Genomic DNA, 26,695 nt, shown 5'->3' with positions numbered 1-26,695 from the left:
ATGTCTCCCCCTCTCCATTCCCCCGGCCGCGGAACGGCCCTGTCGATCATCTCAGTGCGACGCCCCGACGGGCGGGTCCGCGTGGGACCCGCCCGCCGGGGCGTCGTCATCCGGCTCCTAGCTCATCGGGCCGTGCCGTCCGTGACCACGAGGTCGTCTAGCGTGAACGCGACGGGCCCGGCGGCCGAGCTCGACAGGTACGTCTGGATCCCGAACGTGCCCGCGGTCTGCAGGGCCGCCAGGGTCCCGGTCGTCGTCGACTGCCACGCGGTCGGCTCGGCCTGGCCGACGGGCCAGACCTTCGCGTTCATCGTGGTGGGCGACGTGCCCGTGACCTGCGCGCGGACCCGCAGCTGCTGCCCGGCCGTGTACGTGACGTTCGGGACGACGACCGACTTCAGGTTGGTGCCGTTCTCGGACTGCACGATCATGACCTGGCCGGTCGACCGCACCCAGACCTGCGTCTGGTAGTACGACGTGCCGACCTGGCGCGAGTTGATCCGCACGTACGCGCCGCCGCCCGTGGGCACCTTGTCGAGCGCGAAGGAGACCTGCGCGTCCGATGCGGTGGTGCTCACGGCGTCGAGGCTCGCGGTGCGGGTCTCGCCGGCGGGGCTGGCGACCTGCGCCTTCCCGTCCGCCACCTTGAGGATCGACGCGTTGCCGGTGATGCGCCAGGCGCCGCCGGTCTCCGCCGTTCCCCAGCCGTTCGCGGCGGTGCGGGTGAAGGTGTCCTGCGCGAGGATCCCGGCGGCGGGCGGCGCGACGACCGGCGCCGTCACCGTGACGGTGCCGTCCTTCTTCGCCGACGCCAGGCCCTTGTCGTCCGTGACCGTGAGCGACACCGTGTAGGTGCCCGCGGCGGCGTAGGCGTGGGTCGCGGTGCGACCGGTGCCCGTCGTGCCGTCCCCGAACGCCCAGGCGTAGGAGGCGACGGTGCCGTCTGCGTCGGTCGACGTGGATGCGTCGAACGAGGCCGTCAGGTCCTTGGCGGTCGACGTGAACGCCGCCGTCGGGGCCTGGTTGGCCGGCGTGACGACCGGCGCGGTCACCTGGACCGTGTCGTCCTTCTTCGCCGAGACGAGGCCCTTGTCGTCCGCCACCGTGAGCGACACCGCGTAGGTGCCGGCCGCGGCGTAGGCGTGGGTCGCGGTCTTCCCTGTGCCCGTCGTGCCGTCCCCGAACGCCCAGGCGTACGAGGCGACCGTGCCGTCGGCGTCGGCGGAGGTGGATCCGTCGAACGACGCCGTCAGGCCATTGGCCGTCGACGTGAACGCCGCCGTCGGGGCCTGGTTGGCCGGGACCGGTGCGGGTGCCTGGCCGTCGCGGGCGACGACCAGGTCGTCGATCCGCGTCGTGACGGGAGCCGTCGCCGACCCCGAGAGGTAGGTCTGGATCCCGACGGTGCCGGCGGCCTGCAGCGCGGCGGTCGAGCTGGTGACGCTCGTCTGCCAGGCGGCGGGCTCGGCCTGGCCGGCGACCCACACCTTGGCCTTGACGGTGGTCGGCGAGGTGCCGGTCGTCAGGACGCGGACGCGGAGCTGCTGGCCGGCCTGGTAGGTAGTGCCGGGGAGGACGTACGACCCGATGGTCGTCGCCCCCTCCGACTGCACCAGCTGGATCTGCCCGGTCGCCTTGATCCAGACCTGCGTCTGGTAGAAGGCCGACCCCACCTGCCGGGAGTTGACCCGGGTGTAGGAGCCGCCGCCCGTGGGGACGGAGTCGAGCGAGAAGGTCGCGCTGACGTCCGACGACGTGGTGGACACCGCGTCGAGGGTCATCGTGCGGGTCTCGCCCTTCGGCGAGACGACCTGGCCCGTGCCGTCCTGCACCTTGACGATGGCCGTTCCGCCCGTGACGCGCCAGGCGCCGCCGAGGTCGGCCGTGCCCCAGCCCGTGGCGACCGCGCGGCCGAACGAGTCCTGCGCGAGCACGTTCGACGCGGGCGCCTGGACGGTCACCTGCGAGGTGGTCGTCGTGGCGAGGCCCTTGTCGTCCGTGACCGTGAGCGACACCGCGAACGTGCCGGCCGCGGCGTAGGCGTGGGTCGTGGTGCGGCCCGTGCCGGTGGTCCCGTCGCCGAAGGCCCAGGCGTAGGACGCCACGGTGCCGTCGGGGTCGCTCGACGTGGAGGCGTCGAGCGAGGCGACGAGGTTCGCCACGGTGCTCGTGAACGCGGCGACGGGCGCCTGGTTCACGGGCGGGGCGGTGACCGTGACGCTCGCGGTCGTCCGACCGGTGGCTCCCTTGTCGTCCGTCACCGTCAGCGCGACCGTGTAGGTGCCGGCCTTCGCGTACGGGTGGGCGATGGACGCCCCGGTGCCGGTCGTGCCGTCGCCGAACTCCCACGCCCAGGACGCGATGGTGCCGTCCGGGTCGCTGGATGCGCGTCCGTCGAGGTTCGCGACGAGGTCCGCGGTGGTCGACGCGATGACCGCGGTGGGCTCCCGGTTGACCGGGGGCGCCACCACCGTCACCTGCGTGGACGCGGTGCCCGTGAGGCCCTTGTCGTCCGTGACCGTCAGCGCCACCGTGTAGGTGCCGCCCGCGGCGTAGGCGTGCGTCGGCGTCGGGCCGGTGCCCGTGCTGCCGTCGCCGAAGTCCCACGCGTAGGAGGCGACGGTGCCGTCGGCGTCCGTGGACGCGGATCCGTCGAGCTTCGCCGTGAGGTCGGTCGCGGTGGCCGTCACGACGGCGGTCGGCGCGATGTTGACGGGAGCCGCCTTCACCGTGACGTCCTGCTGCGTGCGGTTCGTCGCGCCGCGGTCGTCCGTCACCGTGAGCGTCACCGGGTAGCTGCCGGCCGCCGCGAACGTGTGCGACTGCTGCGCGCCGGACGCCTGGACGCCGTCGCCGAAGTCCCAGGCGTAGCCCGTGACCGTGCCGTCGCTGTCGGTGGATCCCGTCGCGTCGAACGAGGCCGTCAGGAAGTCCGCGGTCTGCGTGAACGCGGCCTTCGGGGCCTGGTTCGGCACGCGGCCGGTCGTCCCGAGCGAGAAGTGCGTCGCGATGGTGCTGGCCGCGAGCACGGTCGCGTAGACCGCGACCTCGTCCATCCGGCCCTCGAAGGTGCCGCTGGAGGAGCCCCACGTGTTGTCGCCGCCGATGCGCCAGTAGCCGTCGTAGCCCTGCGCCTGCGTCTGGCCGTTCTGGCCGACGAGGTCGCCGTCCACGTACAGCTTCAGGCCGTCGGATCCCTGCGACGCGACCATGTGGTGCCACTGGCCGTCGTTGTAGGCGCGGGGCGAGCTCGCGAGGTTGGTCTGGCCCGTCCACGTGCCGAACTGCAGGCGTCCGTCGTCCTGCATGTAGACGTGGCGGTCGTAGCTGCCGGAGAAGTTGAACGGATCCGCGTTGTCGCCGAAGCCGATCAGCTTGCCGCCGCGCGTGGTGGTCGTCTGGAACCACATCTCGAGCGAGTAGGAGGTCGGGTTCGAGACCCGCTGCTGGCTCACCGCGATGCTGTCGGAGAACGCCGCCGCCTGGCCGACCGGACCCGTGAGGGCGCCGGCCTGGCCGAAGCGCACGTTGCGTCCGACGTTGGCGCCGACGTCGTTCTGCCCGGCGTCCTTGAGCGTCGTCGAGCCGTCGGCGTCGTCGAGGCGCCAGTAGGACGACGGGTCGGCCGCGTACACGGCCTTGCCATAGGCGTCCGAGGGCGCCGGCGGGATGGGCGAGGTGCGGCCGGACGCGACCAGGTGGTCGACGACGTCGGCGCGCGTGAGGGCGGTCGGGTAGATCGACACCTGGGCGATGTCGCCGGCCAGGTAGTAGCTCCTGGGCTGGTTGGGCCAGCCGCCGAGGTTGTCGCCGCCGACGCGCCAGTAGCCCGTGTAGTCCTGGCCCCGGGTCGTGTCCGCGCGCTGGCCGGCGAGCTTGCCGTCGACGAACAGCTTCATGCCCTCCGCGCCCATGGTGGCGACGATCTGGTGCCACTTCCCGTCGTTGAACCCGGGGGCCGAGCTCAGCGTCTGGGTCGCGCCGGTGTAGACGCCGAAGAGGATCCGGCCGTCGTTGTCGAGGTAGACCATGCGGTCGTAGTTGCCCGACGTGCCCGTGTTGCTGCCGCCGAAGCCGACGACCTTGCCGCCCGAGGTCGAGGTCGTCTTGACCCACGACTCCACGCTGAAGGTGTCCGGCGCCTGCACCGCCTGGGGCGTGACCGCGAAGGACCCGTCCTGGCCGGAGAAGGTGGTGGCGGTGGATCCGTCGATGGGGCCCGCTGCGCCGCGCGCGGCGTTGTCGACCCGGAGGTCCTCGAACGCGACGTGGTCGAGGCCGGCGGTGCCGCCGTTCTCGTCGAGCGGGTAGTACGCGGTCGCGCCGTCGTCCTTCACGCTCGTGGCGTAGGCGTCGCTGCCCGACTGGTCGGTGATGGTGACGGGCGAGGCGCCGTTGCGGTCGGTGGAGTTCCCGGCCGCGTCGGTCACGACCACCTTGTAGGTGTGCGAGCTGCCGGGCACGAGGCCCTTGTCGATGAAGCCCATCGACGGCCGGTTCCAGAAGGTCGAGTCCTGCGTGACCTGGTAGACGGGCGTCGCGGTCTTGCCGTCGCGGATCACCTTGTAGGTGAGGCGCGAGCTGTCGCGGTCGAAGGTGGCCTGCCAGGAGACGCGGGCCTCGCCCTTCGTGTAGGAGATCGACTTGGGGACGAGCTGGTCGTTGCCGTTCGGGCCGACCTTGTTGGGGGCGTCCTTGGCCATCGCGTAGCGGACGAGGCCCTGCTGCGCGGTGGTGTTCACGAACGGGAACTCGCCGCCGACGACGATGTAGTCCTCGTTGCCGTTGACGCTCCAGGCCGCCTGGCCCTGGCCGGTGAAGGATCCCGTGACGTACTTCGGGAACCAGTTGAGCAGCGACGGGGAGGGCGTGCCGGCCCAGTTGTGGTAGCCGTAGGGGTCGGCCGCGGCCGTGCCCGTCGCGGTCTTCGAGAACGCGAGGCTGTGCTGGAACGTCCACGGCTCGGTCTGCGGGAAGCCGCCGATGTTGCCGCAGTAGTGCGGGTGGCCCGCGACGTACGCGACCTTGCTCGTCGCGAAGACCGAGTAGGTGTCGCCGTGGCAGTCCTCGACCCAGGTGACGACGCCCGTGTTCGGGTCGGCCGAGAAGGCGCCCTCGAGGTTGCCGCCGGCGCCGAACGTGTAGCCGGATCCGTAGACCCGGTCGTCGGTCGCGTACAGGCTCGTGATGGAGGACTCCGCGCCGGCGTTCTTGACCTGCTGGTTCGCGGCCCACGGGAGCGAGGCGCCCGTGGCGGGATCCACCGCGCCGAGCCCGTAGGTCGGCGTGCCGCTGAGCTGCGTGAAGCGGCCGCCGACGATGAGCTTGGACGCGTCCTTCGTGAGGGTGAGCGCGTCCACGACGGTGTCCGCATCCGCGACGAAGGCCGTGTTCTGGCCGTTCGTCGCGGACACCGCGGCGAGGTACTTCCGAGCGGCGCCGTTGACGCTCTGGAAGGTGCCGCCGAGGTACACGGTGTCGTTCGAGGCGCTCACCGTGCGGGTCTGGCTGCCCATGATGGGGCGGAAGGCCGGGATGATCTTGCCGGTCGCGGTGCTGAACGCCGCGGCGCGGTAGAAGCCCTGGCCGTCGATGTCGGTGAAGTCACCGACCACGTAGATCCGGGATCCGTCGGGCGAGGCGGTGACCGACAGCGCCTGCGCGTTGAGCTTCGGCGCGAAGGACGTGATGAGCGCGCCCGTGCGGATGTCGTACGCGAGCAGGTTGCTGCGGGGCGTGAGGTTCGTGCCGGCCGCGGCGCCCGCGGGGCGCGCGTTCTGGAACTTGCCGGCCACGTAGACCGTGTTGCCGACGACGACCTGCGACCAGGCGACGCCGTCGATCTGGGTCGTGGGCAGCGGGTCGGCGGTGACCGTGACGGGCGTCTTCGGGTCGGTCGGGTCGACCGGCGCGGAGTCCGCCATCGCGGGCTGCGCGACGACGACCGCGGACAGGATGACCGCGGCGGCCGCGGTCATCGCGGCCAGGCGACGCCCCGCGGAGGAGAGGATGCTCATTTCGTCCTTGCTTCGGGTGGGTGGAGCGGGTGAGGGAGGGGGCCGGTGGTCAGCGGTCGCTGGCCGGTCGGGGGCTGCCGACGCGCGTCGTGGCGCTGAGCATCGTGCCCACCGACCGCGCGATGCGCTGCCGGTAGAGCTCGGGTCCGTGCCGGTGCTCGGCGCGGAAGCGGTCGCGGGCGGCCCGGGCGCGGTACGCGTCCCAGTCCGTCGCGATGGACTGGAGGGCGTCGGCGAGGGCGGCCGGATCCGCGGGCGGCACCAGCTGCGCCGACTCGTATCCGCCCGCGGCCTCGCGGAGGCCGGAGGTGTCGCTGACCACCACGGGCCGCGCGGCCAGCAGCGCCTCGACGGCGGTGTTGCCGAACGGCTCGTCCACCCGGGAGGGGACGACGCACGCGTCGGCGGCGGCCACGAACGGGGTGACGTCGGCGTGGAAGCCGTGCAGCGTGACGCGGTCCTCGAGGTCGAGCACGCGGATCGTCGTGCGCAGCTGCTCCTCGTAGGACTCGTAGCCGGGGAAGACGGCACCCACGATGTCGAGTGACGCATCGGCGCCGCGGTCGCGGAGCTCGACGATCGCGTCGACGGCGACGTCCACGCCCTTGCGGTCGGAGAGCCGGCCGACGTAGAGGACCCGGAGGCCCCCGTCGAGCGCGGCGCGCGCGGGCTGGACCGCGGCGGGGCCGGGCACGCCGTTGTAGACCACCCGGGCGCGGCGCGCGACCCGCGGCAGGGCGCGGGCGAGCACGTCGACGCTGTAGCGGCTGTTCGCGACCACGCTCGTGGCGAGCGCGAGCGGCAGGGCGAGCGCGGTGCCGACGGCGCGCGACGCGGATCCCTCCGCCTCGTGCACGTGGGCGAGGACGGGGCGGCCGGCGAGGCGGCCGACGAGGATCCAGAGCGGGATCGTGACGGTGTTGACGTACACGGCGTCCGGGCGCGTGCGGCGCACGAGGCCGAGACCCGCGGACAGGCCGCGGACGGACTGGCCGACGAGGGCCGCGAAGCCGCGCGGGCGCAGCATGCTCTTGCGGAGCACGGGCGTGGGGGCGCGGTGCACGGTCGCGCCGACGCCCGTGAGCGCGGCGACGAGCGGGCCGTCGGTCGGGAGGGTCACGACGGTGCGGGCGCCGGCGGACACGAGGCCCGCGACGCTCTCGAGCAGCACGCGGTCGGATCCATACAGCTCGGCGCTCGGGTGCGCGACGAGGATCGTGCGGCCGCGGAGGTCGGCGCCGTCGCCGTCGGCCTGCGCGAGCGCGTGCTCGACGCCGGCGAAGGCGGTCACGCGGTCACCCGCGCGGATCCTGCGACGGCCGACGCCGCCGGGTTCGCCGCGGCCTCGGCACGGCGCGCGTCGAGCGCGCCCATGTCGCGGAACCACTTCACCGACGCGAGGGCGAGGTGCCCGGCGTTCGCGAGCATCATCAGCGTGTACACCGCGAGGAACACGACCGGGGCGCCGAGCAGCGCGAACACGATGCAGAGGAAGCCGTAGTCGGTGGGGATCACGAGCAGCGAGCGCAGGAGCGTCGAGCGGCCGGCGTCCGGGGCCGTGGCGCCCGAGACCTGGTGCACGCGCTTGAGCTGGTCGTTGAGGATCATCGCGAAGAAGCTCGCGGCGGCAACGATCGCGTAGACGACGGGGACGAGGAGCCACGCGTCGGAGTCCGTGGCGGGCCAGCGGAACAGCGACACGAGCACCGCGAGGTGCAGCGATGAGATCTTGATGCAGTCGACGACGTGGTCGAGCCACTCGCCCGAGAGCGAGCCGCCGCCGCGGAGGCGCGCGACCTGGCCGTCGGCCGAGTCGAACGCGTAGCCCACCGCGAGCAGCAGCCACACGGCGATGCCGAGCCAGGCCGCGGGCTGCACGAGCGCGATCAGGGCGATCCCGGTGAACGTGAAGGCGGCGCTGATCGCGGTCACCTGGTTCGGGGTCAGCCCCTGGCGGTACGCCCACGCGGCGAGCAGGCGGCCCGCCGGACGGTTGACGCGGATGGAGTACGCGGGCGCGCCCCGGGCCGCCTTCTTCTGGGCGGATGCGAGGCGGCGGACGACGTCGGCGTACGACTCGGCGCGCGCTCCGGTCGCGGCGGTGCCGGCGGTCACCGGCTCTCCTCGAGGAGGAAGGAGGTGCGGCCGGCGTCGCTCGCGCGCAGCTCCGGCTCCCAGCGGGTGGCCGAGCGGATCCCGCGGCTCATGCCGTGCGTCGAGTAGCCGCGGGTCATGCGGGCCGCGAGCTCCTCGTAGCCGTCGGCGATGGCGTCCCAGTCGTACGTCTCCTCGGCGCGCTCCTGCAGGCGGCGGCCGATCGCGACGGCCTCGTCGGCCGCGGCCTCCGCGCCCTCGACGAGCGCGGCGACACCGGCGGCGTCCGACCAGAAGCGGCCGTCCTCGCCGAGCACGTCGCGGTTGAAGACGTTGTCGTTCGCGAGCGTCGCGGTCGCGGCGCCCATGGCGCGCAGCAGCGACGGGTTCGTGCCGCCGACCGAGTGGCCGTGGATGTAGGTGAGCGCGTGGGCGTAGAGCTGGTCGAGCTGCTCCTGGTCCCACACCCCGCCGAGGCGCTGGATGCGCGGGTCGGCGGCGGCGACCTGCTCGATGCGGTCGGTGTACGCGGCGGAGTACGGCGCGGATCCCACGACGACGAGCGGCAGGGTCGCGCCCGACGCGGTGTACCCGTCGACGATGACGTCGACGTGGTTCTCCGGCTCGAAGCGCGCGACGACGAGGTGGTACTGGCCGGGCTCGAGGCCGAGCTCGGCGAGGCGGTCGCTCGCGGGGTCGCGCAGGATGTTGGCGCCGTAGGTGAGCAGCTCCGTCGGGATCCCGAACTCGTGGTCGTAGTAGTCGGCGATGCCCTGGGCGTCCGAGATGAGCGCGTCGGCGTTCTTCACGGCCATCTGCTCGGCCACGCGGTAGTACCTCTTGCCCATGCGGCCCCACTTGCCGCGCTTCCACTCGAGGCCGTCGACGTGCACGGCCGTGGCCGTGCCGCGCGAGCGGATGAGGGGGACGAACGGCGCGTTGGCGGCGTTGAAGACGAAGGCCGCGTCCTGGCGCTTGCCGAGGGCCAGGTGGATCGCGGACAGCGCGGTGTGGCTGAGCGTCTCGATCGACTTGGTCTTGAGCGCGGGCAGGTGCACGAGCGTCATGCCGAGGTGGGTGCGGGGGCGCGCGCGGTTCGCGGAGCGGCAGTAGACGGTGACGTCGTGGCCGCGGGCGGCGAGGCGCTGCCCGATCTCCTCGATGGCGGTCTCGAATCCGCCGTAGGCGGCGGGGACCCCCCGGGTGCCGACCATGGCGATGCGGAGACGACGCGGTTCGATGACAGACATTTCAGTAAGCCCCTACGGGTCGGGTGAGCACCCGGAAGGTGCGCCACATGATCATGACGTCGCCGGTCAGGGACCAGTTCTCGACGTAGTACAGGTCGAGCCGGACGCTCTCGTCCCAGCTCAGGTCGCTCCGGCCGTTCACCTGCCACATGCCCGTGAGGCCGGGCTTGATGAACAGACGGCGGTGCACGTGGCTCTCGTAGCCCTGCACCTCGCGGCGCAGCGGCGGGCGCGGGCCCACCAGGCTCATGTCGCCGACGAGGATGTTCCACAGCTGCGGCAGCTCGTCGAGCGAGTAGCGGCGGAGCACGGTCCCCACGCGGGTCACGCGCGGGTCGCTGCGCATCTTGAACAGCGGCCCGGATCCCTCGTTCGCCTCCGCCAGCGCCGCGAGCTCGGCCTCGGCGGTGACCCGCATCGACCGGAACTTCAGCATGTGGAACTCCTGGCCGGACTTCCCCACGCGCTCCTGGCGGAAGATGGCGCCGCCGGGGCTGTCGATGCGGACGACGACGGCGATGAGGAGCATCACGGGCGCGAGCACCACGAGCGCGAGGCCGGCCACGGCGATGTCGAGGGCACGCTTCATCACGTGCTTGCCGCCCTCGAACTGCGGGATCTCCACGTGGATGAGAGGGAGGCCCTCGACCGGGCGGAAGTGGATCCGCGGGCCGGCGACGTCGGTGAGGCGCGACGCGAGCACCAGCTCGATCGACGAGCCCTCGAGCTCCCAGCCGAGCGTGCGGACGGCGTTGCTGCCGGCGCGCGGCTGGCTGGCGACGATGACGGCGTCGGCGGCGGTGCGGGCAGCGGCCGCGGCGACGGATCCGAGGTCGGAGACGACGGGGATCGTGCGCCCGGCGACCTCGAGGCCGTCGAGGTGGTCGTCGATCGCGACGCCCACGACCGCGTAGCCGGAGGCGGGACGCAGCAGGATCTGCGCGGCCACGTCCTCCACGTCGGCCCGGGCGCCCACGACCACCACGCGGGAGAGGTGCGCGCCCTGGTCGCGGCGGCGGATGAGCCACTGGCGCCAGGTCCACCGGCTCACCAGCAGCGCCACGACGCCGAGCGGGAACGCGAGCACGACGTAGCCGCGGGCGATGTCGACCTTGAGGAGCAGGAAGCCCACCGCGAGCGCGCCGAACGTGATGGCCGACGCGTTGACGACCCGCTTGTACTCGGAGACGCCGACGCCCACGATGCGGGCGTCGCGGGTGCGGAAGGCGCCGAGCACGGCGATCCACGCGGCCACCACGATCACCGAGACGATGCCGTAGTCGAGCTGCATCGAGCCGGCGTCGACGGCCGCGTCCCCCGTGCCGAAGCGCGTGAACTGGGCGACGAGGACGGTGGCGACGATGATCGCCCAGTCGCTCGCCATGAGGCGGGTGCGGTAGTCGCGGGCCCAGCGACGGCCCGACGGGACGGCGGGCGCGACGGGTGCCACGCCGGATCCGATGATCGGGCGGTGCGCCGAGCGGCGCTCGGTGCGCAGGCGGGTGCGCTCGCCCCGGGTCGCGGGGCGGTTCCTCGTGGTGCTCATCGCGTGCCGGGCAGCGCGTCGAGCGGTCGCGGGGTGTCGGAGGGGCGGGTGGGCGCGTTCGGGCGCGGACGGCGGGTACTGTCCTGCGCCGATGACGGGTTCATCGGGTGTGTGCCTGCGTTTCGGGTTACAGGTGGGTGATGCGGGGTGCGACGCGGTCCGGGAAGACCTCGTCAGGTCCACGGCTCGGGGAAGGACAGGCTGGGTGGGCCTCGTCCGGGAGCGTCCATCGCGGGTACGACGGGTGAACAGCGGGTGGTGACGGTGGCAATGCTAAACGCACCCTGTGCCCCGTCGCCCCTCCCCCTTCGGGGGACGGATGTCCCCCGGACCCCGTCGGGTGGCCTCCGCGGCCGCGCGCGGCGACGGCGGGACGGACCCCGTCCGCCCCGCCGCCCGCTCCCCCGGGACACGGTCCCCGACCGTGTCCCCCGTCGCCGGTCCCGCGGTCCCCCGACCGCGGTCCGGCCGTCCTCAGCCGGCCGTCGCGCCGATCACGCGGGCGCCGGTGGCCACCCCGCGCAGCGTCGCGACCGCGGCGGGCACCGCGACGGCGACCGTGGCCTGCTGCGCCTGCATCTCGCTCGTGAGCCGCCAGCCGGATCCGAGCACCTTCCGCCCCACGACGTCGAGGCTCGTGCGGTCGTTCCCCGTGGCCGCGGTGAACGCCCCGACCGTGTCGTGGACGGCCGGGTCGCCGGGGCCGCGGGCCCACACGATCGCCCACCGCGGGCTCGAGGCGACGTCGCGCTGGTAGACGTTGCCCGCGGTCGTGATCCCCATCTGCGTGGCGGAGCGCTCGTGCGAGTGGTCCTCCACCGCGAGCAGCGCGTTGCCCGTGCTGCCCTGCATCACGTTGTCCGCGACCTGGATGTCGGTGACGATCCACGTGACCGTCGGGTCCGGCAGCTGCTGCCGCGGATCGTGGCCCGCCTCCCCCAGGTTCGCCGCGCGGCGGGTGCCCTGCGCGATGTCGACGTCGCGCCTGTTGCCGGAGAAGGTGTTGGCCCAGACCTGCGCGTGGCCGGAGTCGTCGATCCAGAGGCCGGCGGCTCCGTTGCCCGCCGCGACGTTGTCGACGAACGCGAGCTGCGCGGAGAGCTCGAACACGACGCCGTTGCCCGTGTTCGCCAGCACGTCGTTCCCCGCCACCGTCGCGTCGTAGATCGACTCGTCGAACCAGAGGCCGTTGCCGGCGCTGCGGAGGAACGCGCTGTCGATCACGTCCACGTCGCGGCTACGGGTGATCTTGAACCCGCCCGAGACGGGGGCCCGGTTGAAGCCCTCGGTGTTGTCGTCCGCGACCAGGAGCTGGGAGGCGCGGAGCCGGTCGGCGTAGTTCGCGTGGATCCCGAGCATGCCGTTGCGCGCCGAGGTCACCGCCCGGAGGGTCACGTCCGTGGACTGGACCGAGAGGCCCGTGGTCGCGTTGTCGGTGATCGCGACGTCCGCGAGGGTCACGTTCCGTCCCGTGACGACGACCGCGCCCATGTCCGGCACCGACGGCGCGTAGCGGCGGACGCCGATGCCGCGCACGGTGCTGCCGTCGCCGCGCACGGCGAGGGCGCTCACGCGGTCGCTGGCGCGCACGGTCTGGCTGCCCGGATCCGAGCCGAGGTAGAGGCGGTCGGCGGCGGTGTCGACGAAGAACGTGCCCGCGGTCACCTGGGCGAGCGACGCGACCTGCCGCTGCGCCGCCTGGCCGATCCAGACCTGGTCGGGGTGCGCGGCCATCGGACGTGCCGGGTCCACGAACGCCCAGCCCTCCCGCGTGCCGTCGGGGGCGCCGCGCGTGTAGGTGGGGCTCGCGTCGAAGGTCACGTCCCAGCCGGAGGCGTACCGGATGGATCCCGATGCGGTCCACGAGGTCAGCGTGCGGCTGCCGTCGAGCCACACCGCCTCGCCCGGGTACGACTGCAGCGTGAGCGCCTTGCCGGCGGGCATCACGACGGTCTCGCGGTAGGTGCCGGCGCGGACGACGATCGTGCGCCCCGACGGCGCCGCGTCGACGGCCTTCTGGATGCTCGCGTACGGCGACGCCTTCGTGCCGGCGCCGGTGTTCGAGCCGGTGGGCGACACGTAGACGCCGTCGGCGGGTGCCGGGTAGGTCGTGGTGCCGACCGCGGCGGAGCCGGATCCCGTCCCGGGCCGCGCGTCGCCGCGGGGCACGGTCTGCTCCGGGTCGGACGAGGTCGGCGCGGGGGCGGTGGGGGTCGGCGTCGGAGTCGGCGTCGGCGTCGGGGTCGGGGTCGGGGTCGGGGTCGGGGTCGGGGTCGGGGTCGGCACCGGCGATGCCGCTGTCGTGAGCGGACGGACCGTCACGTCGTCGAACGCGACGGCCTGCGTGGGCGACGACGAGGAGAGGTACGACCAGACGCGGGTCGCGGATCCGGCGGTCAGGCGGGCGGCGCCGGAGTCGACCGCGGCGGCCTGCCACGCGGGCACCGCGGCGCCCAGCGGCCAGACGCGGGCGTCCACCGCGACCGCGGACGAGCCCGACACACGCGACTGAACGTTGAGCACCTTGCCCGGCGCCAGCCCGCGCGCGACGACGACCTCGGCCACCACGGTCGTCTGGGCGGCGGTGGATCCGTTCACGCGCACGACGGACAGCCGGGCGTCCCCCGCCGGGTCGATGCGGACGCTCGTCTGGTAGTACGACGAGCCGGTCACGCGCTGCTGCAGGCCGGCGTAGACGCCGCCTCCCGCGGACGGGATCCTCGGCAGCATCACCTTCATCGTCGCCTCGGCGTCGGCGGAGACCGCGGCGGGCAGCGTCGCGGAGACGGAGGCACCGGAGCGCGGCAGGTCGACGACGCCCTGCGTGCCGTTGACCCGGAACGCCGACGGCAGGTCGTACGCGTAGGCCGCCGATCCGGGGGCCGTGCCCCAGCCGCCGGTCGCGCTGCGCGTGAACGCGTCGGAGAAGACCGGGGTGCCCGCGACCAGGTCCTGGCCGCCCGCGGCGGACGCGGGACCGGCGGCGACGAGCGCGGCGGGCAGGACGAGCCCGGCGGCGACCGCGAGCGCGATCGCGTGCCGGGGGCGGACGGAGCGGGTCGAGGAGGTGGAGCGGAGGGAGCGGGGCGTGCCGTTCATGGGACGGTCCTTGCGTGGGCGCGGCGGCGGATGGCGGTGGATGCCCGTCCGGGGACGGGCTCGTGGGTGCTCGTCCCAGGTTCCGTCGCGGCCGCCCGCCGGTCGCGGCGCAGGGGCCAGTAGTCGTACTCATCCCGCCGGATGCCGCACTGGTCGCCGCCCTGACGCCGCCTCCCGGCCTACCGGCGCCCCTACCGGCGGCCACCGCGTCGGGCGCGGTGACGCGAGGAGGCGCGCGCGCACGACAGGACGGGCCGACCCCCGAGGGGATCGGCCCGTCCTGTCGTGCGCGCGCGGGATCAGCCCACGTCGGCCCCGAGCTCGCGCGCCCCGGTCAGCCAGCCGATGAGGCCCGCCACGGCGCCGATGAGCGGCACGGCAACCTGGGTCTCGACGCGGCGCACCTCGTCGGTCAGCCGGAAGCCGGAGCCGACGACCGGCCGCCCGTCGACCGCGAGGGCGGTGCGGTCGTTGCCGGTCGCCGCGCTGAACGCCTGCACGGATCCGTACACGGCCGGGTCGCCGGCGCCGCGGGACCAGATCACGGCCCAGCCGGGGCGGTTCCCGGCGTCGCGCTGGTACACGTTGCCGGAGGTCGTGATGCCCATCTGGCCGGCCGAGCGCTGGTGCGAGTGGTCCTCGACGGCCAGCAGGGCGTTCCCGGTGGATCCCTGCATCACGTTGTTCGCGATGTCGATGTCGGTCACCACCCACGTCACGGTGGGGTCCGGCAGCTTCTGGCGCGGGTCGTGGCCGGGCGTGGAGAGGTTCGACGCGCGGCGCGTGCCCTGCGAGATGTCGATGTTCCGGTCGTTCGCGACGAACGTGTTGTTCCAGATGTCCACGTGTCCGGTGTCGTCGATCCAGACGCCCTCCGCGCCGTTGCGGGCCACCACGTTGTCGACGATCGCGATGGTCGCCGAGAGCTCGAAGGCGACGCCCGATCCCGAGTTGTCCATCACGTCGTTCCCCGTGACGTTCGCGTCGTGGACCGACTCGTCGAACCAGAGGCCGTTGCCGGCGTTGCGGAGGATCGCGCTGTCCTCCACGTCCACGTCGCGGCTGCGGGTGATCTTGAACCCGCCGGAGACGGGTGCCCGGTTGAATCGCTCGGTGTTGTTGTCGGCGACGAGCAGCTGCGAGGCGCGCAGCCCGTCGGCGTAGTTCGCGTGCATCCCGAGCATGCCGTTGCGCGCCACGGTGAGCGCGGTCGCCTTCGCGCCGGTCGCCGTGATGGAGATGCCCGTGGTGGCGTTGTCCGTGATCACGAGGTTCTCGACCGTGACGTTCCTGGCCTGCACGACGACCGCGCCGAGGTCGGGCACCGAGGGCGCGTAGCGGCGGATCCCGATGCCGCGCACCGTGCTGCCGTCGCCGCGCACGCTCAGCGCCTGCACGAGGTCGCTCGAGCGCACGGTCTGGCTGCCCGGGTCGGATCCGAGGTGGAGGCGGTCCGCCGCGGTGTCGACGAAGAACGTGCCGGCGGCGAGCTTGTCGCGTGACGCGACCTGCTTCTGCGCGGTCTGCCCGATCCACACCTGGTCGGGGTGCGCGGCCATGGGGTACGCCGGGTCCACGAACCGCCAGCCGACCGCCGTGCCATCGGGCTTGCCGCGCGTGTAGGTGGGGCTGGCGTCGAACGCGACGGTCCAGCCGCTGGCGTAGCGGGTGGATCCGGAGGCCGTCCAAGAGGAGACCTGGCGGCTGCCGTCGAGCCACACCTTCTCGCCCGGGTACGACTGCAGCGTGAGCGCCTTGCCCTGCGGCATCACGACCGACTCGTGGTAGCTGCCCGCGCGGACGACGATGGTGCGCCCGGCGGGGGCGGCGTCGACGGCCCTCTGGATCGTGGCGTACGGCGACGACTTCGAGCCGGATCCGCCGTTCGAGCCGGTCGGCGCGACGAACACCGCGTCGGAGGGCACGCCGTACGCGGTGGATCCGACGGGCGCGGAGCCCGCGCCCGTGCGGGCGTCGCCGAGGGAGACGCCCTGCTCGGCGTCGGACGAGCCGGAGCCGGAGCCGGCACCGGGAGCGGGCGCGGGGGCGGGCGTCGTCGGAGCGGGTGCCGGCGTCGGCGCGGGTGCCGCGACCGGCGCCGTCAGCGGTCGGACCGCCACGTCGTCGAACGCGATCGCCTGCGGCCCGGACGACTTCGAGAGGTACGACCACAGGCGCGTGCCCGTGCCCGAGGCGAGGCGGGAGGCGCTCGTGTCGACGGCGGCGGCCTGCCAGCCGGGGACGGCCTGGCCGTCCACCCACGCGCGGGCGTCGATCGCGACCGCGCCGGATCCGGAGACGCGCGACTGGATGGTCACCACGCGGCCGGGCGTGACGCCACGGGCGACGACGGTGTCGCCGACCACGGTGGACTGCGCCGCGGTGGATCCGGTCACGCGCACGACCGAGAGCCGCGCGTCGCCCGCGCTGTCGACCCGCACGCTCGACTGGTAGTAGGAGGAGCCCGTCACGCGCTGCTGGACTCCCGCGTAGACGCCGTTGCCCTGGGCGGGGACGCGCGGGATCAGCACGCGCACGGTGGTCTCGCTGTCGACGGGGGCCGCCACGGGCAGGGCGGCGGACGCGGCGGTGCCCGCCCGCGTGAGGTCGATGACGCCCTGGGCGCCGTTCGCGCGGAACGCGGAGACGCCGTCGTAGGAGTACGCCCCGGTGCCCGAGGCGGCGCCCCATCCCCCGGTCGCGCTGCGGGCGAAGGAGTCGGAGAAGACGGGGGTGCCCGCGGCGAGGTCCTGCCCGGTCGCGGCGCCCGCGGTCTGCGGGGCGACGAGCGCGGCCGGGACGGCGAGGCCGACGGCGACGGCGAGCGCGATCAGGTGGCGGGCGGGGCGGGGGCGTGATGCGGGTGCGGCGTGCGCCGCGGTCCGGGTGGGGATCGATCGGGTGTGTGGGGTGCGGTGGCGCATGCGGGCGGGTCCTCGCTCGGATCGATCCGTCAGACAGGCTGATGAAAACCCACCAGACGGGTGGGGTTGGTTGAATGTAACCCAGCAACAGCCTGTTGTGTCCCCCGAACGGAGGTCACGGCCGCCGCGACGGGGGCGCGCCCCCGGGATCAGCGGGATGCCCCCCGTTCGGGTATCCCGCTTCCGCGGTCGGCCAGGTCGCCCGTAAGATCGCCGGAGGTACACCCGCTCCCCGTCGCCCCCACCCAGGGCGGCCGACGTACCCGCGTCGTGAGGAGCAGGAGGACCCCGCCCGGCGTACCCGCACCGGGCTGCACCCGATCCCGCATCCGCGCGTACCCGCGCCCGGAACGCGGACGACCCGAGACACGTGTGCCATGACCCGAATCGGCTACGCCGCCGGTGCCTTCGACCTCTTCCACGTCGGACACCTCAACATCCTCAAGCACGCCAAGAGCCGGTGCGACTTCCTCATCGCGGGCGTCGTCTCCGACGAGATGCTCGAGCTCAACAAGGGCATCACGCCCGTGGTGCCGCTCGCCGAGCGCCTCGAGATCGTCAGCCACATCAGCTACGTCGACCAGGCCCGCGCGGAGACGCTGCCGGACAAGGTCGACACCTGGCGCGAGGTCGGCTTCGACGTCTTCTTCAAGGGCGACGACTGGCGCGGCACCCCGAAGGGCGAGCGCCTCGAGGCCGAGTTCGCGGCCGTCGGCGTGGAGGTCGTGTACTTCCCGTACACGATGCACACCTCCAGCACCCGGCTGCGGCGCGCGCTCGACATCCTCAGCGGCGTGGGCGCGCCCGCGGCGGCACCCGCGGCGACGCTGGCCCAGCCCGCCGCGCACAGCTCCCCCGCGCTCGTCGGCCGCTAGGCCGCGCTACGTGGCGGCGCCCGCTGACTATTCCAGCCCCCTCATACCGAACCGCATCGTCATGTCGACGCTTTAAGCATTAAAATACAGCTCGCGTAGCGGCCACAATTCAGACTGAAGTACTGACCTGGAGTCTACTCATTTTCGTGCAAGATATCAGTAATTAGAGATGGTGGTTACGAATGCCTCGAGTCGATCCCCTACAAAATGCGGTCGCCGCATATGCATCCGAACACTGGACGGATTCCGAATGGCGCACGCTTGGGCGCGAGACCGGAACTACAGACATCCTGAACGCGCACTCTCGACTGTATAGGTCGCTGGGGTTTGGTGACGACGACTACCCAGATGCGGCTCTGTCTGTTCTTGGACAGGTACTATCGGAAGCCGTAGACGAGGAGTCAGGAGAAGCTGGACGAATGGAACTCTTCGCCGATTCCATGCCTGACTTGCCGCAGTGGATTGCCTCCAGCGCACCTCCCCGCACAAAGCGACTCTTCAAAGAATATCTAGAGGCACGAGACGCATCAGAAATACCTGCAGCATGGCGAGGCGATGACGCCGACGGGGAACCGGTTGATGCTACGAGCGAAGTACCCGCGTGGGCAAGAAAAACTCCGCCGCTCATCTTTCCCGAGTTTACGGACTCGGAGATCGGATTTGTCTCAGGAGAGATAGAGTCGAATGCCGCTCGATCGCTTTTTATTGTACATGGCCACGACGAAGCAGCGCTAAACTCAATTCGCATTTACGTACATAAGCTGACAGGGATCATGCCTGTATCGCTGGCAGAAGAGGCCGGCCGCGGGCAGACTATCATCGAGAAATTTGAAGCCGTAGGTGATGATGCCTCCTATGTAATCGTCTTACTGACGCCGGATGACGTGGGGCAGACATTAGGCTCGCACCAGGCCGGCATCAAGCCGGATCCTAGGGCGCGTCAAAACGTAGTCTTGGAACTCGGATATTTTATTGGCAAACTGGGTCGCAGGAACGTTGTCGTCGTGGACGCGGATGTGGAACGCCCATCAGACCTTGCTGGGCTGAGCTATGTGCAGTATCCAGGATCCAACTGGAAGGACGCACTCCGAACTGAATTACAGGCCGCGTCCCTTTGACGCATTGAACCGCGGAACTTCGACTGACAAAACATTGCCCGATGTTTTGCCTCACCAAGAGACAAACGTTTCCAAAAATCCGCGCCAGCCAAAGTGGGTAACGCGCCGAACCGATCCTTATCATGTGGGGGTTGCCTGCTAGAAGGCGCGATGGCTTAATCGCACGGGCAGAGCGCCTTCTCTAGCGCTATGCCGCCAGCCGGTCCGCCGCGCGCTCGGTCGCCGCGATGAGCGCGTCGAGGATCCCCGGCTCGTCGAACGCGTGCCCGGCGTCCGGCACCATCGTGAAGCGCGCCTCGGGCAGCGCCCGGTGGAGGTCCCACGCGGTGACGGCCGGGGTGCACATGTCGTAGCGGCCCTGCACGATCTCGGTCGGGATGCCCCGCAGCAGGTGCGCGTCGCGGATCAGCTGCCCGTCCTCCATCCAGCCGCCGTGCATGAAGTAGTGGTTCTCGATGCGCGCGAACGCGAGCGCGTACGTCGGCTCGGCGAACCGCGCGACCACGTCGGGCTTCGGCAGCAGCGTGATGCCCGACGCCTCCCAGGTGGACCACGCGACCGCGGCCGGCCCGTGAACCGCAGGGTCGGGATCCGCGAGGAGCCGCGCGTACGCCGCGATGATCCCGCCGCGCTCCACCCCGGGCACGGGCGCCGTGAACGCCTCCCAGCCGTCGGGGTAGACCATGCCGGCCGGCCCCTCGTAGAACCAGTCGAGCTCGGTCGCGCGGAGGGTGAAGATGCCGCGGAGGATGAGGCCGGTCACGCGGGCCGGGTGCGTCTCGGCGTAGGCGAGCGCGAGGGTCGAGCCCCAGGATCCGCCGAACACCAGCCAGCGCTCCACGCCCAGGTGCTCCCGCAGCCGCTCGAGGTCGGCGACGAGGTGCCACGTGGTGTTGACGGAGAGGTCCGCCTCCGGCGTGGAGACGTGCGGCGTGCTCCGGCCGCAGCCCCGCTGGTCGACGAGCACGATGCGGTACCTGGCCGGGTCGAAGAGGCGGCGGTGGGTCGGGCTCGTGCCGCCGCCGGGACCGCCGTGCAGGAAGACGACGGGGATCCCGTCCGGGTTCCCCGAGACCTCCCAGTGGAGGAGCTGCCCGTCCCCCACGTCGAGCATGCCGGTGTCGTGCGGGTCGATCTCGGGGAAGAGGCTCTGCATGCGACGAGCCTACGGGCGGGCGATGCGGGTCCAGCCGGGCGATGCGGGTCCAGCCGGGCGACGCTGTCCGGGCACCGCCGACCACCCCGTCGATCCGCGGGTCGGGTGGGCGCTGCGGCCCGCTCCGCGTACCCTGCGAGGGAACCCACCGCATCCCCGCCCGGAGACGAGGACCCATTGCCCGCCCTGCCCGTGAGGCGTCCCTCCCCGCGGACCGTCGCCCGCGCCGCGCTGACGCCGCTGGCCCTCGGCGCCGTGGCCGTCGTGGCGCGGCCCACCCTGCGCCTGCACCTCCTCCTCTACATGCGCGAGATGGAGGCCGGCATCTTCCCGCAGCACGACGACGTCTCCACGGCCCCGGGCCCGGATCCCGAGCGAATCCTGTTCATCGGCGACATCGGCGTCGCCGGGTACGGCGTGCTCCTCGCCGGGATGGCCATGCCCGCGCAGATCGCCGCCCGGCGCGCGGCGCAGACGGGCCGTGGCGTGGAGTGGGAGAGCATCGCGGCGTACGACATGACCGCGCGCAAGGCCGCCGTGGCCGTCGCCGGCCGCACCTCGGCGCCCCTGGACCTCGCGGTGGTGGCCCTCGGCATCCCGGACGTGCTCGTCGCCACGTCGGTCGAGGAGTGGGTCGACCGGCTGACCGGCATCGTCGGCAGCATCCGCGCCCAGGCGGGCGACGGGTGCCGCATCGTCGTCACGGGCATCCCGCCCATGGACCGCTTCCAGCCGATCCCGATGGTCGCCCGGAAGCTCCTGCAGGCCCAGGTCTCCCGGCTGAACGGGGCGACGGCGCTCCTCGACGACCCGGAGCGCGGCGTCATCCACGCGCCCTATCCCGACATCTCGGGCACGCGCCTGCACGTCCGCGACCGCTTCTCCTACCGCGTGATGCACGCGCACTGGGCCGAGGCGGTCATGCCGTTCCTCGGCGACCCGCGGCCCGTCGACCGCTGACGGGGACGCGAGCTCCGAGCACGGCCGACGGCGAGCCGGACGAGCGGGGTATGACCGGTTATACTCACGGTCATGAAGACCGCCATCTCCGTCCCGGACGTCGACTTCGAGAGATTCGATCGTGTCGCCAAGCGCTTCGGGATGACCCGCTCCGAGTTCTACCGCGTCGCCGGACAGAAGCTCGCCGATGAGCTGGAGGGAGCCGGCAAGGCGGAGCTGACGCGCCTCGCGGACGCTGCCATCGCCGAGGTCGGACAGCCCACCGCCGGCGGGGACTTCCTTCGCGAGTCGGAGCGCATCGCGCGGACCGGTTCGGAGTGGTGATCGCGCGCGGGGATGTCGTGTGGGTCGACTTCGGGGCTCCGAGAGGGTCGGAGCCGGCGAAGATCCGGCCGTCCCTCGTCATCCAGGACGACTGGCTCAACGAGAGCGGCGTCGCCACGATCGTGCTGATCCCGTTCACCTCGCAGGTGCGACTCCAGGCCTTCCCGGGGAACGTGTTCATCCCTGCGGCCGCGTCCGGGCTGGACAAGGACTCGGTGGCGGTGGTCCCTCAGATCGGGCCGGTCAGTCGCGAGTTCATCGAGCCCCACCCCGTGGGCCACCTCCCCGGCTACCTCATGGCGGAGGTGTCGGCCGCGGTGCGGCTCCTCCTCGCCGTGTGACCACCGCCTGCCGCGCACGGTCGTCGTGAGCGACGCGGAGGCGGCGCTGCACGAGTAGGCGCGCCCCGCGCTACCCCTTCTTCTTCTCGCTCTTCTCCATGCGCGGCGCCGTGCCGTCGGCGATCCGGGCGTCGCGGTAGGCGCGCGCCTCGTCCTGGCGGTCCTTCTCCTCGCCGGATGCGACGGGCGCGCGGACATGGGCCTGCGTGTAGCCGAAGGAGTCGACGAGGTCCTGCGCGTGCGGGCGGAGGCGGGCGACGAGCCGGTCGACGTACGCCGTGACGGCGCGGGCGCGCGCGGAGCTGATGCGGCCGTGGATCAGGTACCAGGCCAGGTCGTCCTCGATGAGGCGGAGGCCGAACAGGTCGCGGGTCCAGGTGAGGATGCGGCGCGTGCCGTCGTCCATCGCCCGGCCGGTCTCCGACGCCGGGTCGAGCGCCTCGGTGAACGCCTCCCACTGCAGCAGCTGCGCGTGCGCGCGGGCCGCCTCGATGAGCGCGTCCTGGTGCCGGTTGAACAGCGCCGCGGCCTCGGCCGGCGGCATCTTCCGGGTGGCGCGGAGCGCGGTCGCGATCTCGCCGACCATGGTCTCGACCCGGCCCGTGAGGAGCGCGCGCTGGGTGTCCGGCTCGCGGAGCTGGCCGACGGAGCGGGCGGTGGATCCGCGGTCAGCGAGCGCCTGCCCGAGCGTCCGGAGGCCGGTCGAGCGGAGCGTGCGATCCGCGGCCTGCTCGACGGCGTAGCGCGCGAGCACCCCGAAGTCGGCCTTCGCGAACCGGCGGTTCACGTCGGTGAGCAGGCGCTTCGCGACGAGCTGCAGGAGCACGGTGTTGTCGCCCTCGAAGGTCGCGTAGACGTCGAGGTCGGCGCGGAGCCCGACGAGCCGGTTCTCCGCGAGGAAGCCCTGGCCGCCGCACGCCTCGCGCGCCTCCTGGATCGTGTCGAGCGCGTGCCACGTGCTGAGGGGCTTGAACGCGGCGGCGAGGGTCTCGAGGTCCTGTCGGTCCTGGTCGGTGTCGGTCTTCCCGGAGAACACCGAGTCGAACTGGCCGAGGAGCTCCTCGTGCGCGAAGGACGCGGCGTAGGTGGTGGCGATCCGCGGGATCAGCCGGCGCTGGTGGCGCTGGTAGTCGAGCAGCACCTCCTCGTCGGTGCCGCCCGCGACGAACTGGCGGCGCTGGTTGCCGTAGGTGATCGCGATCTGCAGCGCGATCTTCGCGGCGCTGGTCGCCGCGCCGTCGAGCGAGACGCGGCCCTGCACGAGCGTGCCGAGCATCGTGAAGAAGCGGCGGCCGGGGCTCGCGATCTCCGACGTGTACGTGCCGTCCTCGGCGACGTCGCCGTAGCGGTTGAGGAGGTTCGCGCGCGGCACGCGCACGTGGTCGAAGTGGAGCCGGCCGTTGTCGATCCCGTTGAGGCCGCCCTTGAGGCCATCGTCCTCGCCGCCGACGCCGGGCAGGAACGCGCCGGTCTCGTCGCGGAGCGGCACGAAGAAGCAGTGCACGCCGTGGTTCACGCCCTGGGTCACGAGCTGCGCGAACACGGTGGCCGCGCGGCCGTCGACCGCGGCGTTGCCGAGGTAGTCCTTCCACGCCGCGCGGAACGGGGTGTGCAGGTCGAACTCGCCCGTCTCCGGGTCGTAGGTCGCGGAGGTGCCGATGCTGGCGACGTCGGATCCGTGGCCGGTCTCGGTCATCGCGAACGCGCCGGGCGTCTCGAGCGTCATGATCCCCGGCAGCAGCTCGCGATGGTGGCGTTCGGTGCCGAGGTGCATCACCGCGGAGCCGAACAGGCCCCACTGCACGCCCGCCTTGATCTGGAGCGACGGATCCGCCGCCACGAGCTCCTCGAAGCCCGCGATGTTGCCGCCGTGGTCCTCGAGCCCGCCGACGGACACGGGGTAGGCGCGGTGCACCCCGCCGTGCTCGACGAGGATCCTCAGCTGCTCGCTCACGCGCGCCCGGTGCTGGTGCATGTCGAGGCCCTCGACGCGGTGCAGCTCGGGGCGGCTGGTCAGCTCGCGCGACGAGCGGCGGACGTCGGCCCAGCGCCCGAGGAGCACGCGGCCGAGGCCCTCGACGTCGATCCGCGGCCCGGCGCCCGGCGCGTCCTGGCGGCCGTCGGTGCGGTCGAGGTCCTGCGCGACCTCGGCGTCGACCTCGCCCGCGACCGGCACGGGCGTCCCCCGGAGCGCACCCGCCGCGGGGCCTCGTCCCCTCGTGCCGCGGGTGGTGCTTCGTGCCGCCGTGTCGACCATGGATCCTCCGCCAGTTCGCCTGCGCCGGCGTCCCCGTCGGCACCGGCCACGCTATGCACGGATCCTCCACCTGCCGAAAAACACGTGCCGGGCCTCCAACGCCCTCCCGCGCGGGGCCCCCGCGGCTTGTGGGAACCCTCAGCCGCGGGCGTCGGCGGGGCCCCGACGGGCGCCCCGCGCTCCCCTAGGCGCGATGCCCGCGGGCGCTGACGCGCTGCGGCACGCCCCACGGGTTCGCGGTGCGCAGCGGCTCCGGCAGCAGCGCGTCGGGCACGCCCTGGAAGGCGACGCCGCGGAGCAGCCGGTCGAGCGATGCCGTGCCGACGCTTGTGCCGCGGTCGAGCGTGGTCGCGGGCCAGGGTCCGCCGTGCTGCTGCGCGTCGGTGACCGAGACGCCCGTGGGCCAGGCGTCGACGAGCACGCGGCCGGCGCGGGCGGCGAGCACGCGGATCAGGTCGGCGGTCGCCGCCCCGCCCGCCTCGGCCTCGTCGGCGCCGAGGTGCACGCTCGCGGTCAGCTCGCCGGTGAAGGTGCGGGCGGCGAGGGCCGCGAGGTCGGTGCCGGCCGGGTACTCGACGAGGAGCGCGAAGGGGCCGAAGACCTCGTGCCGGAGGGCGTCGCCCGCGGCCTCGAAGTCGGCGAGGGAGACGGCGGCGATGGTGGGGGTCACGGATCCGTCGTCGCCGGCGGGCGCGCGGCCCTCCGCGACGAGCCGGACGCCGTCGACCGCGATGGCGGCGGCGCGGCCGCCCGCGTAGCCCTCGGCGATCCTCGCGTTGAGCATCCCGTGCGGCGCGACGGCACCGGCCTCCTCCGCGAGCACGGCGTCGAGGCCGTGGCCGGCGGGGATCAGGACGATGCCGGGCGCGGTGCAGAGCTGCCCGGCGGATCCGGCTGCGCTCGCCACGAGGGCCGCCGCGATGTCCTCGCCGCGCTCGGCGGCGGCGCGCTCGGTGACGACGACCGGGTTGACGCTGCCCAGCTCGCCGAAGAACGGGATCGGGTCGGGGCGGGCGGCCGCGACGTCGGCGAGGAAGCGGCCGGCGCGGAGCGATCCCGTGAACATGGCGGCGCGGATCCGCGGGTCGCGCAGCATGGCGAGCCCCGCCTCCTCGCCCTCGACGAGCTGGAGCGTGCCCTCGGGCAGCCCCGCGGCGACGAGCGCGGCGGACGCGGCCTCGGCGACCAGGCGCGACAGCTCCGGGTGGCCCGGGTGCGCCTTCACGACCACCGGGCAGCCGACCGCGAGCGCCGACGCGGTGTCGCCGCCCGCGACGGAGAACGCGAACGGGAAGTTCGACGCCGCGAAGTTCAGGACCGGGCCGACGGGCACGAGGTAGCGGCGGATGTCGGGGCGCGGGGCGGGTGCCGCGTCGGCGTCCGCGTGGTCGATGCGGGCGTCGAGGTAGCGGCCGTCGCGCACGGCTGCCGCGAGGATCCGCAGCTGCACGGTCGTGCGCGTCAGCTCGCCGGCGAGGCGGCCGGGCGCGAGCGCGGTCTCCCGCTCGGCGACGGGCAGCAGCTCGGGGCGGATCCGCTCGAGCGCGTCGGCGACGGCGTCGAGCGCGCGGGCCCGGGCGGCCGGCGCCAGGGCGGCGAGCGGCGCGGCGGCCGCTGCGGCGCGCGCGGCGACGGCGTCGACGGTCGCGGCGACGGAGGGATCCACGGTCGGGTCGGTGGTCGTGTCGGTCTCGTGCGGGGTCATGTCTCTCCTCGGTGGGGGCTTGCGGCTCAGAACCGGAAGCCGCTCGGGAACGGGTCGCTGGGGTCCAGCAGGTACTGTCCCATGCCGGTGATCCAGGCGCGCCCGGTGATGGCGGGGACGATGGCGGGCCGGCCGGCGACGGTCGTCTCCCGGAGGATCCGGCCGGTGAAGCGGCTGCCGATGAACGACTCGTTGACGAACTCGTCGCCGACCGCCAGCTCGCCGCGCGCCCACAGCTCGGCCATGCGCGCGGACGTGCCGGTGCCGCACGGCGAGCGGTCGAACCAGCCGGGGTGGATCGCCATGGCGTGCCGCGAGAGCCTGGCGTCCGATCCGGGCGCGAGAAACTCGACGTGGTGGCAGTGGTCGACCCCGGAGATCTCCGGGTGCGACGGCGCGTCCTGGTCGTTGATCGCGCCCATGATCGCGAGCCCGGCCTGGAGGATCTCCTGCTGCCGCTCCCGGTCGAACGGCAGCCCCAGCGCGTCGAGCTCGACGACCGCGTAGAAGTTGCCGCCGAACGCGAGGCTGTACGGCACGGTGCCGTACCCCGGCACCTCGATGGAGGCATCGAGCCGCTCCACGTACGACGGCACGTTCTCGATCGTGACGGACGCGGCCCGACCGTCCTCCACGTCGACGCGCGCGATCACGAGGCCCGCCGGGGTGTCGAGCCGGATCGTGGTGACCGGCTCCTGCACCTCGACGAGCCCCGTCTCCACCAGCACGGTCGCGACGCCGATGGTGCCGTGGCCGCACATCGGGAGGCAGCCGGACACCTCGATGTACAGGACGCCCCAGTCGCAGTCGTCGCGCGTGGGCGGCTGCAGGATCGCGCCGCTCATCGCCGCGTGCCCGCGCGGCTCCGTCATGAGCAGGAGCCGTAGGTGGTCGAGGTGCTCGATGAGGTGCAGGCGGCGCTCGTTCATGGTGGAGCCGGGGATCACGCCGAAGCCGCTCGTGACGACGCGGGTCGGCATGCCCTCCGTGTGCGAGTCGACGGCGTGGAAGACGCGGGAGGACCTCATG

At 72.9% G+C, this 26,695-nt stretch carries 16 protein-coding genes and 1 pseudogene; 6 read left to right on the top strand and 11 right to left on the bottom strand.

Annotated elements, in window-relative coordinates:
• Positions 1-122: 122 nt before the first annotated feature.
• The 7 genes from K0V08_RS15265 to K0V08_RS15235 all read right to left on the bottom strand — a co-directional run bounded on the left by K0V08_RS15265 (position 123) and on the right by K0V08_RS15235 (position 16,930).
• Positions 123-6,017, bottom strand: a complete 5,895-nt coding sequence (locus tag K0V08_RS15265) for a PKD domain-containing protein (RefSeq protein ID WP_079532026.1) — start codon at positions 6,015-6,017, stop codon at positions 123-125.
• A 49-nt stretch (positions 6,018-6,066) separates the two neighbouring features.
• Positions 6,067-7,308, bottom strand: a complete 1,242-nt coding sequence (locus K0V08_RS15260; RefSeq protein ID WP_012037509.1) for a glycosyltransferase — start codon at positions 7,306-7,308, stop codon at positions 6,067-6,069.
• Positions 7,305-8,132, bottom strand: a complete 828-nt coding sequence (locus K0V08_RS15255; RefSeq protein ID WP_128516951.1) for a CDP-alcohol phosphatidyltransferase family protein — start codon at positions 8,130-8,132, stop codon at positions 7,305-7,307. Before K0V08_RS15255 ends, K0V08_RS15260 begins: the two co-directional genes overlap by 4 nt.
• Positions 8,129-9,361, bottom strand: a complete 1,233-nt coding sequence (locus K0V08_RS15250; RefSeq protein ID WP_079532023.1) for a DUF1972 domain-containing protein — start codon at positions 9,359-9,361, stop codon at positions 8,129-8,131. The genes K0V08_RS15255 and K0V08_RS15250 overlap by 4 nt, the downstream gene beginning before the upstream one ends.
• A gap of 1 nt (position 9,362) precedes the next feature.
• The gene (locus K0V08_RS15245; protein WP_079532021.1) at positions 9,363-10,907 is read right to left on the bottom strand and encodes a sugar transferase; all 1,545 of its coding nucleotides are present in this window, start codon (positions 10,905-10,907) and stop codon (positions 9,363-9,365) included.
• 474 nt (positions 10,908-11,381) lie between these two features.
• The gene (locus tag K0V08_RS15240) at positions 11,382-14,006 is read right to left on the bottom strand and encodes a right-handed parallel beta-helix repeat-containing protein (RefSeq protein WP_079532018.1); all 2,625 of its coding nucleotides are present in this window, start codon (positions 14,004-14,006) and stop codon (positions 11,382-11,384) included.
• 299 nt (positions 14,007-14,305) lie between these two features.
• Positions 14,306-16,930 (bottom strand): right-handed parallel beta-helix repeat-containing protein, encoded by a 2,625-nt coding sequence (locus K0V08_RS15235; protein ID WP_079532016.1) that lies wholly within the window; start codon positions 16,928-16,930, stop codon positions 14,306-14,308.
• A 377-nt stretch (positions 16,931-17,307) separates the two neighbouring features.
• Here K0V08_RS15235 and K0V08_RS15230 point away from each other — a divergent pair, with 377 nt between their 5' ends.
• From K0V08_RS15230 to K0V08_RS15225, 3 genes and pseudogenes are all read left to right on the top strand, one after another.
• Positions 17,308-17,805 carry an FAD synthase family protein gene (locus K0V08_RS15230; RefSeq protein ID WP_079532013.1) on the top strand — a complete coding sequence of 166 codons (498 nt, stop codon included), beginning with the start codon at positions 17,308-17,310 and terminating at the stop codon, positions 17,803-17,805.
• A 182-nt stretch (positions 17,806-17,987) separates the two neighbouring features.
• Positions 17,988-18,134: pseudogene (locus tag K0V08_RS16200) on the top strand (hypothetical protein); the annotation flags it as partial.
• Positions 18,135-18,224: 90 nt separating this feature from the next.
• Positions 18,225-18,923, top strand: coding sequence for a TIR domain-containing protein (locus tag K0V08_RS15225; protein ID WP_227267277.1), 699 nt, complete (start codon positions 18,225-18,227; stop codon positions 18,921-18,923).
• A gap of 187 nt (positions 18,924-19,110) precedes the next feature.
• Here K0V08_RS15225 and pip read toward each other — a convergent pair whose 3' ends face one another.
• Positions 19,111-20,079, bottom strand: coding sequence for a prolyl aminopeptidase (gene pip / locus K0V08_RS15220; RefSeq protein ID WP_079532008.1), 969 nt, complete (start codon positions 20,077-20,079; stop codon positions 19,111-19,113).
• Positions 20,080-20,256: 177 nt separating this feature from the next.
• Between pip and K0V08_RS15215 the strand changes: the two genes are divergently transcribed.
• From K0V08_RS15215 to K0V08_RS15205, 3 genes are all read left to right on the top strand, one after another.
• On the top strand, positions 20,257-21,039 hold the full coding sequence (locus tag K0V08_RS15215; protein WP_079532006.1) for an SGNH/GDSL hydrolase family protein: 783 nt from the start codon (positions 20,257-20,259) through the stop codon (positions 21,037-21,039).
• Between the two features lie 72 nt (positions 21,040-21,111).
• On the top strand, positions 21,112-21,363 hold the full coding sequence (locus K0V08_RS15210) for a CopG family transcriptional regulator (RefSeq protein WP_012037500.1): 252 nt from the start codon (positions 21,112-21,114) through the stop codon (positions 21,361-21,363).
• Positions 21,357-21,704, top strand: coding sequence for a type II toxin-antitoxin system PemK/MazF family toxin (locus K0V08_RS15205; protein ID WP_104293752.1), 348 nt, complete (start codon positions 21,357-21,359; stop codon positions 21,702-21,704). The genes K0V08_RS15210 and K0V08_RS15205 overlap by 7 nt, the downstream gene beginning before the upstream one ends.
• 70 nt (positions 21,705-21,774) lie before the next feature.
• Here the strand turns inward: K0V08_RS15205 and K0V08_RS15200 are convergent, their stop codons facing one another.
• The 3 genes from K0V08_RS15200 to K0V08_RS15190 form a co-directional block, all read right to left on the bottom strand.
• Positions 21,775-23,961, bottom strand: a complete 2,187-nt coding sequence (locus K0V08_RS15200) for an acyl-CoA dehydrogenase family protein (protein WP_043560603.1) — start codon at positions 23,959-23,961, stop codon at positions 21,775-21,777.
• A 184-nt stretch (positions 23,962-24,145) separates the two neighbouring features.
• Positions 24,146-25,666, bottom strand: a complete 1,521-nt coding sequence (locus tag K0V08_RS15195) for an aldehyde dehydrogenase family protein (RefSeq protein ID WP_079532003.1) — start codon at positions 25,664-25,666, stop codon at positions 24,146-24,148.
• 26 nt (positions 25,667-25,692) lie between these two features.
• Entirely contained in the window at positions 25,693-26,694 is a 1,002-nt protein-coding gene (locus tag K0V08_RS15190; protein ID WP_079532001.1) for a proline racemase family protein, read from the bottom strand.
• Position 26,695: the final 1 nt, after the last annotated feature.

The organism is Clavibacter michiganensis (assembly GCF_021216655.1).
Classification (GTDB): Bacteria; Actinomycetota; Actinomycetes; order Actinomycetales; family Microbacteriaceae; genus Clavibacter; species Clavibacter michiganensis.
Note: the sequence above shows the minus strand (reverse complement) of the source record. Positions and strands in the feature narration are given on the sequence as shown.

Bases quoted from the DNA above. Each gene is read 5' to 3' on its own strand.
- K0V08_RS15200 (WP_043560603.1), bottom strand. From the start codon at position 23,961: ATGGTCGACACGGCGGCACGAAGCACCACCCGCGGCACGAGGGGACGA.
- K0V08_RS15265 (WP_079532026.1), bottom strand. From the start codon at position 6,017: ATGAGCATCCTCTCCTCCGCGGGGCGTCGCCTGGCCGCGATGACCGCG.
- K0V08_RS15195 (WP_079532003.1), bottom strand. From the start codon at position 25,666: ATGACCCCGCACGAGACCGACACGACCACCGACCCGACCGTGGATCCC.
- pip (WP_079532008.1), bottom strand. From the start codon at position 20,079: ATGCAGAGCCTCTTCCCCGAGATCGACCCGCACGACACCGGCATGCTC.
- K0V08_RS15250 (WP_079532023.1), bottom strand. From the start codon at position 9,361: ATGTCTGTCATCGAACCGCGTCGTCTCCGCATCGCCATGGTCGGCACC.
- K0V08_RS15210 (WP_012037500.1), top strand. From the start codon at position 21,112: ATGAAGACCGCCATCTCCGTCCCGGACGTCGACTTCGAGAGATTCGAT.
- K0V08_RS15245 (WP_079532021.1), bottom strand. From the start codon at position 10,907: ATGAGCACCACGAGGAACCGCCCCGCGACCCGGGGCGAGCGCACCCGC.
- K0V08_RS15230 (WP_079532013.1), top strand. From the start codon at position 17,308: ATGACCCGAATCGGCTACGCCGCCGGTGCCTTCGACCTCTTCCACGTC.
- K0V08_RS15240 (WP_079532018.1), bottom strand. From the start codon at position 14,006: ATGAACGGCACGCCCCGCTCCCTCCGCTCCACCTCCTCGACCCGCTCC.
- K0V08_RS15190 (WP_079532001.1), bottom strand. From the start codon at position 26,694: ATGAGGTCCTCCCGCGTCTTCCACGCCGTCGACTCGCACACGGAGGGC.
- K0V08_RS15235 (WP_079532016.1), bottom strand. From the start codon at position 16,930: ATGCGCCACCGCACCCCACACACCCGATCGATCCCCACCCGGACCGCG.
- K0V08_RS15225 (WP_227267277.1), top strand. From the start codon at position 18,225: ATGGAACTCTTCGCCGATTCCATGCCTGACTTGCCGCAGTGGATTGCC.